Source organism: Janthinobacterium sp. YR213 (genome assembly GCF_900099875.1).
Classification (GTDB): Bacteria; Pseudomonadota; Gammaproteobacteria; order Burkholderiales; family Burkholderiaceae_D; genus Janthinobacterium; species Janthinobacterium lividum.
The window spans coordinates 441,246-454,371 of record NZ_FNDA01000004.1; the positions used below are offsets into that span (position 1 = coordinate 441,246).

Genomic DNA, 13,126 nt, shown 5'->3' on the forward strand with positions numbered 1-13,126 from the left:
GGAGCATCTTGCCCTGCCAGGATGGCGCCATAATTAAAAAGGAAAATTTGAGTGTTAGCAAATGTCGGAGATATCTACAGTGTGTTTTCAGTGGAGCTGCAGCAGTATGTGGCTTGCCAGGTCACCCGCATCAAGGATGCATCCTCGTCCAGGCCGGTAGCTGCCGTGCTGGAGCTGGACTGGACCGGTGACGCCTTGCCCGATGCGGCGGCCGTGCAAGCCATGCGGCCGCTGCTGTGCGATTATTTCTTCTGGAATAATCGCCACGATCACTGCTATGCCACGGCGAACGTGCCGCCTGGCTATACGCTCGTTGGCAATGTCGCGCCGCTGGTGGATGTGGAAGTCAACAGCTACCGCAGCGCCTGGTACGTGGGCGACAGCGTGCTGCGCCAGCGCAACTGGGAGCGCATTGATCCGCTGCGGCGCCAGCGGTTCAAGGCCGCGTCGGACGAGCGCGAGGTGACGTTGGGCGGCCAGGTCTTCCGCCAGGACGCGACGAAAATCAATGACAGCGTCTTGCAGGCGCTGGGCGACGTGTCCGAGCTGGAGCAACTGCCTTGCCTGATGTCGATCGAGACGGGCAATGGCACGCAAGCCTTGATGGAGTTTATCCAAGGCAATCCCTTCATCAATGAGCTGGACTGGCAATCATCGACGGTGCATGCGCTCGACTTCAGCGGCAGCGGCTTGAACCGCCTGATCCTGCAGCCCGATGGCGTCACCAGCCTCGTCTTGAACGAAGGCTTGAGCCTGCTCGCGCTGCGCAGCGCGCCATCGCCGGCGCTGCGCATCGACGATGGCGCCGACGGCCGCCACCTGACACTGCAGTGCACGCACGCGCTGCCGCCGTTCCACGGCCTCGGCCAGCTGGGCGGCCTGTCGCTGATCGGCATGAAGGACGTTGACCTAGCGCAAGTGGCGCAGCGCTTTCCCCATCTGACCTCGTTGCGCATCTGGGGCAAGCCTGGGCTGGCGTCGCAGATGGCCAGCCTTGCGCGGCTGACCCAGCTGCGGACGTTCACCGCCTATGACCTGTTCGGTTTCACGGCGGAGGAATTTCCATCGGCCACGCAATTGCCGAAGCTGTCCGCCTTGTGGCTGACCAGCTTGCCTGCGGATGTCGCCAAGGCCATCAAGGTCGGCTACAAGACAGCGGCGGCGCTGGGACTGGACTTGTCGGTCACCAAGGCACGTAAGCCGGAATGGCTGGCGGAGAATCTGCTCAACCCCTTCCGCGACTGGGATGGCCGCGAGCATATTTCCCCCGCGTATGCGAAAAAGGCGGCGCTGGCCTACAAGAACATGCTGACCGTGACGCGCGGCATCGATGCGACCATGCAGGCGACGGCGCCGGCCGCCGCGCTGGAAACGATGGTCACTGCCTATGTGGAGGTATTCAACAAGATCGAGCGGCGCGCGAGCATCATCGAGACGGTCGAGCGCGAGGAAATCTACACGGTGCTGGCCGAGCTGCTGGCCCAGCTGCGGCAGCAATTGCAGCAAGCGGGCGGGCAGGGAGCCACGCTCGTCGATGAGGCGGCCTTGCTGGCGCTGTTCGACCGCTTGCGCGAATTCTAGGCCAGTCCAGTAGTCTAGAAAAAAAGTTCTAGACATTGAGTTCTAGACTGGGTATTCTAGCGGCATGTTAAAAAATACCTCCACTCCCCATCCCACGGCCGCCGAACTGGACCTGCTGCGCATCCTGTGGCAGCGCGGTCCGTCCGACGCCCGCGCCGTGTATGACGCCCTGGCCGCGGAGCGTGCCGATGCCAGTTACGCCACCGTGCTGCGCCAGTTGCAACTGATGCATGGCAAGGGCTTGCTGAGCCGCGATGAAAGCCAGCGGCCGCAGCTGTATGCGGCCGTCGAAGCGCAGGAAAAGCTGCAAACGAGCTTGCTCAAGGACTTGATCGGCAAGGTATTTTCCGGTTCCGGCAAGGCGCTCGTGCTGACGGCGCTGCGCGAGCACGTGAGCGACGCGGAACGCCTGGAAATTGAAAAAATCCTGCGCAGCAAGGATGGTGGCGCGCCATGAACCTGGACCTGGGCATAGAGTTGGGCAACCTTGTCCCTGCGCTGGGCTGGGTCTTGCTGTGTTTTGTCTGGCAGGGCTTGATCGTCGGCGCCGTCTCCGCTGTATTGCTCTGGCTGCTGCGCCACGCCAGCGCGCGCTGGCGCTATGCCGTGTGCGCGCTGGCGCTGCTGCTGTGTATATGCATTCCCGCCGTCCACCTGCTCGCGCTCCTGTCCGGCACATCACTGGCCCAGCTGCCGATGGCTGCGCCGCCCGCCTGGCGCGCCGCGCTGCAAGCGTGGATGCCGGCCCTGGTGCTGGCCTGGAGCGCCGGCGTTGGCCTGATGAGCTTGCGCCTGTGCCTGGGCCTGGCCTGGGTCGGCAAGCTGCGCCGCCAGGCTGTGGCGGCCCCGGCCATCTGGCAGGCGCGCCTCGATGCGCTGGCGCTGCGCATGGGCTTGCGCGGCAGTCGGTCAGTGCCGCTGAAGCTGCATGCAGGCCTGGCCAGTCCCGTCACGGTGGGTTTCTGGCGCCCCGTCATCCTGCTGCCGGCCGCCTTGCTGAGCGGCATGCCCGTCGCCCTGCTCGAAGCGCTGCTGGCGCATGAACTGGCGCACGTGCGGCGCTGGGATTACCTGGTCAACCTGTTGCAAAGCGTGGCCGAGGCGCTGCTGTTCTTTCACCCCGTCGTCTGGTGGCTGTCGGCGCGCATGCGGGCCGAGCGGGAACAGGTGGCCGATGCCCTGGCTGCGCAAGCGCTGCAAGACCCGCAGCAGCTGGCCACGGCGCTGCATGCGCTGTCCCTGCACGCTGCCGCACCGCAGCATTCCCGCTTGCTGATGTCGGCACGGGGCGGGGCGTTGCTCACTCGCATAGAACGCCTGATGGCGCCAGGGCTGGATACGGCCGGCTGGAAACTGGCCGTACCCGCCTTGTTGCTGGCCTGCGCCACCCTGTTGCTGCAGACGCAGGAAAAGCCCGCAGTCAGCGGGGCGATGCTGGCCGAGGCTGCCGCCGGCATGCTGGTCTTGCCCGTCAGCGCGAAACACATGCTGGTGTTCGATGACGCCAGTGGCAAGGTGTTGATGGCGAAGGATGCGGACGCCGTCGTGCCCATCGCCTCGATCACCAAACTGATGACGGCCATGGTGGTGCTCGATGCGGGGCTCGATCCCGATGAACAGTTGCGCATCGTGCGCGCCGATGGCGATGCGTCGCTGCAGCGCCACAGCCTGCTGGCCGATGGCGTGGCTGTGACGCGCGGCGCGCTGCTGCAACTGGCCCTGTTGCCGTCCGAAAACCGCGCCGCCGCCGCGCTGGCGCGCACCTATCCCGGCGGCAACATTGCCTTTGCGCAAGCGTTGCAAGCGAAGATCCGCCACCTGGGCTTGCGCCGCACCACCTTGACGGACCCCGTCGGCAGTTCTCCCGCGAATACGTCCACGGCCAGCGAGGTGGCGAAGATCGTCGCGGCGGCCGCGCGCTATCCGGACATCGCGCGCATCACCAGCCATCCGCAGGCGAGCGTGGCCGTCAATGGCAAGACGCGCACCTTGCACAACACCAATCCGCTGGTGGGCGGCAAGGGCTGGGACATTCTGCTGTCCAAGACGGGCAGCAGCAACGAGGCGGGCAGTTGCCTGACGATGCGCATGCGCAGCGGCGGCAAGCACGTCACCGTGGTGCTGCTGGACGCCGCCGGCGCGCAGCGGCGCTCGCTCGACGCCGGACACATCCGCGACACCCTGGCCGGGAGCCCAGGCCGCATGCATTGATACCCCCCCCGGGCGCGCCAGTGCGGGCGCCCATCTTTTTACACTCTGGAGATGAAGATGACACTATTGGCGAAGTTAATGCTGGCTACGGTTGCGACCATGGCGGCTGGCACGGTGCAGGCGAAGACCCCCGCACCGGTGCAGGATAAACCTGTCGATTGCGATAATTGCAAGGAATGGAATGCGCCCGTCAAGCCGTTCAATATCTATGGCAATAGCTGGTATGTGGGGACGGCCGGTTTGTCCGCCGTGCTGGTGACGAGTCCGCAGGGCCATATCCTGCTCGACGGCGCGCTGCCGCAATCGGCGCCCCTGATCGTGGCGAACATCAAGGCGCTGGGCTTTCGCATCGAGGATGTGAAATACATCCTCAATTCGCATGCGCATTGGGACCATGCAGGCGGCATTGCCGCGCTGCAGCGGGCCAGCGGCGCCACCGTGATGGCCAGCGCAGCGGCCGCCCCGGTGCTGCAAAGCGGCACCAATGGCAAGGATGATCCGCAATACCAGGCCAATCCCGTCGTGCATGTGGCCAAGGTGCGCAAGGTCAGCCTGGTGGGCGAGGGCGATACCGTCAAGGTGGGCCCAGTGACCTTGATGGCCCACATGACGCCGGGCCACACGCCTGGCGGCACGACGTGGACCTGGACCTCGTGCGAAGGCGACCGCTGCCTGGACGTCGTGTATGCGGACAGCCTGAACCCGTATGCGAGCGGCGATTTCCGCTATACAGGCAAAGGCGCGGGCAAGGGTGGCACGCCTGACATTTCGGCCTCGTTCGAAGCGAGTATCGCCAAGGTGGCCGCCTTGCCATGCGACATCATCATCCCCGTGCATCCGGGCACGACGGACGTGCTGGGCAAGGCCGCCAAGCGCAGAGGCACGGACAATCCCCTGATCGATGCGAATGCTTGCCGCGCCTATGCGGCCGAAGCGGGCGGCTTGCTGGCCAAGCGCCTGGCGAAGGAACGGGGCGTCGCGTTACCAGCCGAAGTCAAGGACGCCGCGCACGCGCATTAAACGGTTTTACGCTGCCGCCTGCCGCTGTTTTTGCAGGCGTTTCAGGAACACCGTCATTTCCTTGACGGCTTGCAGGTCGCCTTGCTGCTGGGCCACAGTCACGCCCGTGGTCCAGGCCGCCTGCGCTTCGTCCAGCCGGCCAAGCTGGTGCAAGGCCTTGCCCAGCAGCTTCCAGGCGGCGGAATAGCCGGGCTGCTGCACGGTGGCTTGCGCCAGGTGCAGCGCCGCTTGCTCGGCGTCATTGTCTTTCAGGCAGGCGTCGCCCAGGCCAAAGCGCAGCAGGGCGTTGTCGCGCCCCTGCGCCAGCAGTTTTTCCAGATTTTCACGCATTCCCGGCCTCATCAATATGCAAGTTTATTCTTGCATATTAACGCTTCGGCGCGCGGGAAACAAGCCGGCGTTCAATCCTCCACATCCACCACCAGTTTGCCGCGCGCGCTGCCGTCGATCTGCGCCGCATGCGCATCGTGCGCCGTGCGCAAGGTAAAGCGGCGCGGGTCGAGCCGCACTTGCAGCTTGCCCGCCTCGATCAGCTTGTTGGCTTCGCGCAGGATGGCGCCATGGCGCGCATGGCCCTGGCCGCTCAACAGGGGCAGCAGGGTAAACACGCCCGAATAGCTGGCCGCGCGCGCCGTCAGCGGGCTCAGCGCGAACCTGCCCCAGCCGAGGCAGCTGACGACGTGGCCGCCGTAGATGCGTGCCGCCTTGAAACTGGCGTCCAGGGTAGCGCCGCCCACCGTGTCGTAGACGATGTCGAAGCCGGCGCCGCCCGTGTGTTCGGCCACGTAGTCATCCACCGTGCTGGTGCGGTAATCGATGAAGCGCGCGCCCAGCGCCTCGATGGCAGCGCGGCTGGCCGCGCTGCCCGTGGCATACACTGTGGCGCCAAGGGCGACGGCCAGCTGCACGGCCATGTGGCCCACGCCGCCCGCGCCGCCATGCACGAGTACGCTGTCGCCCGCCTTGACATGGGCGCGGTCGACCAGCCCTTCCCAGGCCGTGATGAAGACGAGGGGCAGGGCGGCCGCTTCGCGCATGCTCAGCGCTGGCGGCACGGGCGCCAGCAGGGCTGCGTCGAAGACGCCGTACTCGGCCAGCGAGCCCTGGATGCCGCCGATGCCGCCGGCCATGCCATAGACTGTTGCGCCCATGTGAAAAGTCGTCACGCCATCGCCCACGGCCGCCACCGTGCCGGCCATGTCGATGCCGAGGATGGCGGGCAGGCGGGGCCGGGCGTGCGGGGCGGCGCCGGCGGCGATCTTCGTGTCCAGCGGATTGACGCCGCTGGCGGCGATGCGCACGAGGACTTGGCCGGGACCGGGCTGCGGTACGGGCAAGTTGGTCATGCTCATGGGGGCGGCAAAGGTGTTGAGGACGAGGGCTTGCATGGGATCTCCTGTGGTTGATGCCCCAGTCTAGGCGGGGACGGTCCAAAGAAAAATGGGGCGCATCCCGATGCACTATTTCAGTATCGTGGATAATCGCCGGAATCAAGGAACTCACAGGAGACCGGCATGGACAGGCTGGAAGCAATGCACGTGTTTTGCGCCGTGGTCGAGGCGGGCGGCTTCAGCAAGGCGGCGCAGCGCCTGGGCATTTCCACGTCGTCCGTGACCAATCAGGTGGCGGCGCTGGAAAAGCATTTCGGCGTGCGCCTCTTGCAGCGCACCACGCGCAGCATGTCGCTCACGGCCGAAGGCCGGCAGTGCCATGCGCAGGCGCGCCAGGTGCTGGCCGACATGGCGGCGCTGGAAACGAGCTTGCTGCAGGCGGCCGAGCGGCCATCGGGCAGCTTGCGTGTGGACATGCCCAGCAGCATCAGCCGCAACCTGGTGGCGCCCGCCTTGCCCCGCTTTACCGCCGCCTATCCCGACATTTCCCTGCGCCTGACGGTCAGCGACCGCCTGGTCGACATGGTGGAAGAGGGCATCGACGTGATGCTGCGCATCGGCGAACCGCAAGATTCATCGCTGGTGGCGCGCAGCCTGCTGAACATGGATTATCTGTGCTGCGCCTCGCCCGCCTTTGTCGCCCGGCATGGCATGCCGCGCACGCCGCAGGAACTGGACCAGTTTGCCTGCCTGCATTTCCTGTACCCGAAATCGCGCCAGGTGCGGCCCTGGCTGTTCCAGGCCGGCGAGGGCGATGCGGCGTATGCGCACACGCCGCCGGCCGCCTTGGCCTTCGACCATATCGAATCGATGATCGCCGCCGCCCAGGCCGGCTGCGGCATCGTGCAGGCCTTGTCCGTCTCCGTGTTGCAGCCCTTGCGCGAAGGGACTCTGGTGCCCGTGCTGCAACCGTTCCGCACGCGGGGGCCGGATCTGTGGGCGCTGTTCCACCCGCGCCAGCTGCGCGCGGCCAAGGTGCAAGTGTTTGTGGAGTTCCTGGCGCAGATTTTTCACGAAGGCTTTAATGAGAATTGATTATCAATTATAATGCAAGCCTATTGCATTGAATTGTCCATTGTCAGGAATCCCATGTCCGTGTTTTTACGCCGCCCTGTGGCGCTTTTGCTTGCCGCCGCCAGTCCCCTGGCGCTGGCAGCTGACCCTGCTGCCGACAAGCCCGACGCGCAGGACGTCGTCACCGTGAAGGCCGAGCGCCAGCATTACCGCAGCCTGTCCGCCACGGGCGCCACCAAGACGGATGCCTTGCTGATGGACTTGCCGCAAAGCGTGCGCGTGCTGACCGGCGACTTGCTGCGCGACGCCGGCGTGACGACCCTGGCCGGCGCGCTGGACCTGGCCAGCGGCATCGCGAAGCAAAGTCCGCTGGGCGGTTTGTGGGACAGCTACGCCATGCGCGGCTTTACGGGCGACCCGAATTTCGGCTCCGACTACATGGTCAACGGTTTCAGTTCCAGCCGCGGCTACAACGGCATGCGCGACGGCGGCAATACGCAGGCCATCGAAGTGCTGAAAGGCCCCGCTTCGGCCCTGTACGGCCGGGGCGAGCCGGGCGGCACGGTGAACATCACGACGAAGAAGCCGAAATTCGCGCCCGAGTACAGCGCCGATGTGTCGCTGGGCAGCTTCCAGACGCGCCGCGCAGCTTTGGATTTGACGGGACCGCTGAGCGACACCATCGCCTACCGCCTGAACGCGGCGCATGAAGAAGGGCACAGTTTCCGCGATACCTTGAAGGTCGAGCGCAGCCTGTTTGCTCCCTCGTTTCTGTGGCTGCTGGGCGAGCACACGACCGTGTCGTATGAAATCGAAGCGGTGCGCCAGCGCGCGCCGTTCGACCGCGGCGTGGTGGCCGTGAACGGCAAGCTGGGTCTTGTCCCCGTCTCGCGCTTCCTGGGCGAGCCGGGCGACGGCCCCATGACGGTCAAGTCGCTGGGGCAGCAGCTATTCATCCACCACGCGCTGTCGGAAGACTGGACGGTGCAGGCAGGGGCTTCCTACCGCGACAGCGAATTGAGCGGTTATTCGACCGAGGCGAACAAGCTGCTGGCCGATGGACGCACCCTGAACCGCCAGCGCCGCCACCGCGATTTCTCCGCCACCGACGTGTCGGCCCGCGTCGAAGTGCTGGGCAAGTTCAGGACGGGCGCGCTGGCGCACGAGGTGCTGGCCGGTGTCGACGCCTATCATTTCGACGACCACCGGGTGCAGCTGCGCCGCAATCCTTCGGCCGCGAATGCGTATGCCATCGACATCTTCAATCCCGCGTATGGCGGCAGGGCCGATCCGCTGGCCCTGTCCATCGACACGCAGGAAGGGCAAAAGGCGCGCGGCCTGTATGCGCAGGATCAACTGGATCTGGGCGCGCAATGGAAGGCGCTGGTCGGCGTGCGCCACGATACGTACACGCAGGACGTGACGAACAATCGCTTGAACGTGAGCAACCGCCAGTCGCTGTCGGCCACGAGTCCCCGCGCGGGACTCGTCTACCAGCCGACGAAGGCCTGGTCGCTGTATGCAAGCGCGGCCAAGGGCTTCCGCCCCAACAGCGGCATCAGCATCGCCAACCAGGCTTTCCCGGCAGAGCGCAGCCGCTCGTATGAACTGGGCGCCAAGCTGGAAACGGGCAAGCTGACGGGCACCGTGGCCGTGTACGACATCCGCAAGAGCAATGTGCTGACGACGAATCCCGCCAACACGGATTTCGCCATCGCGGCGGGCGAAGTGGGCAGCCGGGGGCTGGAACTGGACGTGTCGGGCGAAGTGGCGCGCGGCTTGCGCGTCTCGGGCGCCTATGCCTACACCAACGCCACCGTCACGCGCGGCGACAATACGATAGTGACGGGCAGCCGCTTCGCCAACGTGCCGCGCCACAGCGCCAATCTGCTGGCCACCCAGCAATTTGCGCTGGCCACGGGCACGGCCAGCGTGGGCGGCGGCGTGCAATATGTGGGCGAGCGCCTGGGCGACGTGGCCGTCAGCAGCAGCTTTACCCTGCCGGCCTACACGACGGCCAGATTGCTGGCATCGTATTCGCCCAACGCACAATTGCGCCTGGCCCTGAACGTGGAAAACCTGTTCAACCGCAGCTACTATGCGAGTTCGTATAGCCAGCTGTGGGTGGCGCCGGGGGCGGAGCGCACGGTGACCTTGCATGCCCAGTACCGTTTTTAAGCAATCACTATGACATCGACTTCTTCTGCCACCCTGCGCACCCGCATCGCCGTCATCGACGTGCTGCGCGGCCTCGTCATGCTGATCATGCTGTTCGACCATGTGCGTGAAACCGTCTTTTTACACCACCAGGTGAGCGACCCGATGGATGCGGCCAGTGTCGATCCGGCCCTGTTCTTCACGCGGCTGGCCGCCCACGTGTGCGCGCCCATGTTCGTTTTCCTGACGGGCTTGTCCGCCTGGCTGTATGCGCATCCGGCCGCCGGGCCCCGCAGCGCCACGGGCTTCTTGTTCAAGCGGGGCTTGCTGCTGGTGGTGCTGGAATTGGTGTTCGTCAATTTCGCCTGGAGCGGGGCGTTTCCGCCAGCCGTGCTGTATCTGCAGGTGATCTGGGTCATCGGCCTGGCCATGATGGCGCTGGCCGTGCTGCACCAGTTGCCGTTGAAAGTGCTGGCACTGTTGGGCGTGGCGATCATCGCGGGCCAGCATCTGTTCACGGGACTGCGCGCGGAAGAGGGCAGCTTTGCCCATGACGCTCTGACGGTATTGCTGCAACGGGGGTATCTGGTGGCGGACGGCGCCATGAAGATCAAGGTCAGTTATCCGTTGCTGCCGTGGATAGGCGTGATCGTGCTCGGCTATGCGGCCGGGCCCCTGTATGCGCGCAGTCGTTCGCCGGAGGGGCGGCGGCGCCTGCTGCTGGCGCTGGGCGCAGGCAGCTTGCTGTTGCTGGCCGTGCTGCGCGGTTGCAATATCTATGGTGAAACCCTGCCGTGGGTGGCGGGCGACACGGTCTTGCGCACGGCCATGAGCGTGCTGAACTTCACGAAATATCCGCCATCGCTGGACTTTTTGCTGTTCACCCTGGGCCTGGGGATGCTGGGCCTGGCCTGGCTGGAAAGCGTCGATAACTGGTTTACGCGGGCGTGCTCCACCTTTGGCGGCGCCCCCATGTTCTACTACTTGTTGCACCTGTATCTGCTGCTGCTCATCGGTATCAGCTTGACGGCCGTGCTCGGTGCCAATCATGGCAACCGCTATGGCGTCGAGCACATCTGGCAAGTCTGGCTGCTGGCCTTGCTGCTGATGCCCGTGCTGTATTTCCCTTGCCGCGCGTTTGCCAATTACAAGCGTTCGTCGCAGCAGGCGTGGGTGCGCTACTTCTGAAGCATGCCTACTTGCAGTACAGCCTATCGATGCTGTGGCTGGACGCCAGGTAATGCCGCGTCTGCCAACCGATGGCCACCCTGTAGGCGCACGGCGGATCGAGCGCCACGTTGACGGGGAAGCCGCCGTTGTTGCCTGATAAATGCGGCCCGCCCGCGGCGCCGCGGAACAGATAATTGCTCGGTGGTGGGGGCGGCGTGAAGCTGGCTGCCGGCAGCGGTGGCGGCGGGTGCTGGATGCCGTTGTTGTTGGAAATCGTGATATTGAAAAAGCGCAGATGCGGATGGTCGATCGTGTACAGGATATGCACGAGGCCGCCCGCGATGGGGTTGCAGGCATTGCTGCGCAGCTCTTCCAGGTCCAGTGCCACGATGACGGGCGAGTTGTCGAAGACGATGGAATCGAGCCCGTCCGTGGCCACCAGCGCCAGGGTATTGCCGTCGCGCACCTCGAAGTCCAGGCGGTAGCGGCGTATCGGTTCGCTCTCGGCGGCCGTCAGGCTGCGGCCCGCGTCGAGGATGGGCAAGCCGCCCGGCAGCTTGGCCGGATGCAGGCTGGTGATGGCCGGCGTATTCACGGTCAGCAAGTCAAACGTGCGCAGGAAGATGCTGGGCGCCACGTTGACGACGGCCGTCGTGCCGTCGCGCATGTCCACGGTGACGGGCTTGCCGTCCACGCGTATCCAGCCGCCAGGCTGCAGATCGCCCGCGTCGATGATGACGGGCGCCGAATCGCCGAGACCCAGTCCATTTGTATAAAACACATAGCCGACGTGTGTGCCGAGGATTTGCGTGAGCGGCGCCAGGCTGGCGGGTGCCACCGTGGGGATGGCTGCCGGGTCGTCGCTGCCGCCGGGCCAGGACCATTCGCCGATCAGGAAACGGTATTCCAGCGGGTTGGCGGGAATGGCGCTGTTGCGCAGCGGGCAATTGCCCTTCAAGGCGACACCGCCGGCGAACACATACGAGGCTCCGGCGCCGCCCGCATAGCCTTGCGCGGAAAAGCCGGCCAGCGAGGGAAACGGGTGGATGTCGAAGATTTCCACCTGCTGCCAGTGGGGCACGCCTTCCACGTCGGGCGGCAAGACGTCTTTCGAACACAGTTCCACGCAGAAGCAGTGGCCCACGTTTTCGCGCCCCGGCTGGCGTCCGTTGGCTTGCGTTTCCGACAGGATCGTCACGCTGCCCAGCTGCGCCGTGAAATACACGTCTGGCCCGCTGGCGAATTCCACGTTGATGAATGGCGAGAAAGGCGTGAGCGTGAAGTCCGACGTCAGGTAATCGATGCGGAAGCGCCCGCTGGCGTCCGTCACCGCCACTCCCAGCGCATCATCCTGTAGCCAGTCCGCGTCGAACGCGCGCACGGTGGCGCCGGCGATCGGCGCGTGGGGCGCGTCGCAGGTGCGCAGCCGGCCGCAGATGGTCCAGGCGCCGAAGCGGGCGCGCACCAGGCACCAGAAGCGTTGCGGCAGGCAATAATCCCAGACGGCGAGGAAATCGTTCTCGACCTGGCGCCAGCGGGGCTGGATGGTGGTGATGGAAAACTGCAGCGGCACGGGGTCTTTCGGTCCCGGCTTCAAATGCGGCACGGTGGGGCACAGGATATCGACTTCGACGGCCTCGCCCCGATAATCATCCTCCAGGGTAAAACTGTAGTTGCCATCGTCATCCGTGCGCGCTTCGGCCAGCAGGAAGGGCGCTTTCGCCTGCACTTCCTCGTCCGTGAGGATGGCGAAGGTTTCCTTGGCGCTGGCCACGGCCAGGGCCGTGACGTTTTGCGACTCGCGTGGCCTGTACAGGCGCACGAGGACGTGGGATAAAGCTTCAGGACACTCGGCACAGATCAAGCCGCACAGCTTGCCCCGCAGGATATAGGCCATGATGGCTCCCTTGCTGATGTGGACGGCGCACCGCTCGGAATGGCGGCGCTGTTACCAAGCTAGCAAATGGGCGGCCGACAGGATTGATCTGGCTTAAACCTGCTTTCTATTTAATCAGCGCCAATACTTCGCGGAAACGTGGATGCTTGCAATCGCGCAACCATTCGAAGGCCAGCATTTCCACCGTCACCAGATGAGCACCCAGCTTGCCCAGGCGGGCCAGCGCCGCGTCGCGGCTGGCGGCCTGGCGCGAGCCGACGGCGTCGATGGCGATGATGACCTCGTACCCCAGTTCCAGCAAGCCGATGGCCGTCTGCAGCATGCACACATGGGCTTCGCAACCCGTGACGACGATTTGTCTGCGTCCGGCGGGTAGCATGTCCTGCAAGCCGTCGGCACAGGCGCCGAAATGCGTCTTGTGCAAGGTCCGTTCGCACAGGGCGGCGATCTCTTCCACGTTCGGCCCCAGCCCCTGGCGGTTCTGTTCCGTGCCCAGCACGGGCACGTCGAGCAGTCGGGCGATCTTTGCCAGGCGCAGGTTTTGCGCCAGCACGAGGCCGGCATCGTGGATGGCCGGCATCAAGCGACCTTGCAGGTCGACAATGACCAGTACGGCCTGGTTTGCATCCATCAGCATGGCGTTCTCCTTATTAGTATCTGGCGACAGTGTAGCGCGCCGCAGTTT

At 65.1% G+C, this 13,126-nt stretch carries 11 protein-coding genes; 7 read left to right on the plus strand and 4 right to left on the minus strand.

From position 1 onward, the window contains the following. The first annotated feature begins 51 nt into the window (after positions 1-51). The 4 genes from BLT98_RS19690 (at position 52) to bla (ending at position 4,812) form a co-directional block, all read left to right on the plus strand. Positions 52-1,581 (plus strand): hypothetical protein, encoded by a 1,530-nt coding sequence (locus BLT98_RS19690; RefSeq protein WP_092610701.1) that lies wholly within the window; start codon positions 52-54, stop codon positions 1,579-1,581. 64 nt (positions 1,582-1,645) lie between these two features. Next, entirely contained in the window at positions 1,646-2,038 is a 393-nt protein-coding gene (locus BLT98_RS19695) for a BlaI/MecI/CopY family transcriptional regulator (protein ID WP_034757543.1), read from the plus strand. Beyond that, the gene (locus BLT98_RS19700) at positions 2,035-3,792 is read left to right on the plus strand and encodes a M56 family metallopeptidase (RefSeq protein ID WP_092610704.1); all 1,758 of its coding nucleotides are present in this window, start codon (positions 2,035-2,037) and stop codon (positions 3,790-3,792) included. The genes BLT98_RS19695 and BLT98_RS19700 overlap by 4 nt, the downstream gene beginning before the upstream one ends. 78 nt (positions 3,793-3,870) lie before the next feature. Next, a complete protein-coding gene (gene bla, locus BLT98_RS19705) occupies positions 3,871-4,812 on the plus strand; it encodes a subclass B3 metallo-beta-lactamase (RefSeq protein WP_244517590.1) in 942 nt (313 codons plus the stop codon). A gap of 6 nt (positions 4,813-4,818) precedes the next feature. On the opposite strand, the gene BLT98_RS19710 is transcribed toward bla, so the two are convergent. Next, entirely contained in the window at positions 4,819-5,142 is a 324-nt protein-coding gene (locus BLT98_RS19710; RefSeq protein WP_092610707.1) for a tetratricopeptide repeat protein, read from the minus strand. Positions 5,143-5,213: 71 nt separating this feature from the next. After that, the gene (locus tag BLT98_RS19715) at positions 5,214-6,200 is read right to left on the minus strand and encodes a zinc-dependent alcohol dehydrogenase family protein (RefSeq protein ID WP_092610710.1); all 987 of its coding nucleotides are present in this window, start codon (positions 6,198-6,200) and stop codon (positions 5,214-5,216) included. A gap of 126 nt (positions 6,201-6,326) precedes the next feature. Between BLT98_RS19715 and BLT98_RS19720 the strand changes: the two genes are divergently transcribed. From BLT98_RS19720 to BLT98_RS19730, 3 genes are read left to right on the plus strand one after another with little or no spacing between them, the layout of a single operon-like run. Continuing rightward, the gene (locus tag BLT98_RS19720; protein WP_092610713.1) at positions 6,327-7,238 is read left to right on the plus strand and encodes a LysR family transcriptional regulator; all 912 of its coding nucleotides are present in this window, start codon (positions 6,327-6,329) and stop codon (positions 7,236-7,238) included. 54 nt (positions 7,239-7,292) lie between these two features. Next, a complete protein-coding gene (locus BLT98_RS19725; RefSeq protein WP_092611143.1) occupies positions 7,293-9,395 on the plus strand; it encodes a TonB-dependent siderophore receptor in 2,103 nt (700 codons plus the stop codon). A gap of 9 nt (positions 9,396-9,404) precedes the next feature. Further along, positions 9,405-10,562, plus strand: coding sequence for an acetyltransferase domain-containing protein (locus BLT98_RS19730; protein ID WP_170846438.1), 1,158 nt, complete (start codon positions 9,405-9,407; stop codon positions 10,560-10,562). Positions 10,563-10,569: 7 nt separating this feature from the next. Here the strand turns inward: BLT98_RS19730 and BLT98_RS19735 are convergent, their stop codons facing one another. Both BLT98_RS19735 and BLT98_RS19740 read right to left on the minus strand, forming a co-directional pair. Continuing rightward, positions 10,570-12,441, minus strand: a complete 1,872-nt coding sequence (locus BLT98_RS19735) for a transthyretin-like family protein (protein WP_092610719.1) — start codon at positions 12,439-12,441, stop codon at positions 10,570-10,572. Positions 12,442-12,547: 106 nt separating this feature from the next. After that, positions 12,548-13,078 carry an isochorismatase family protein gene (locus tag BLT98_RS19740; protein ID WP_092610722.1) on the minus strand — a complete coding sequence of 177 codons (531 nt, stop codon included), beginning with the start codon at positions 13,076-13,078 and terminating at the stop codon, positions 12,548-12,550. Positions 13,079-13,126 lie beyond the last annotated feature (48 nt).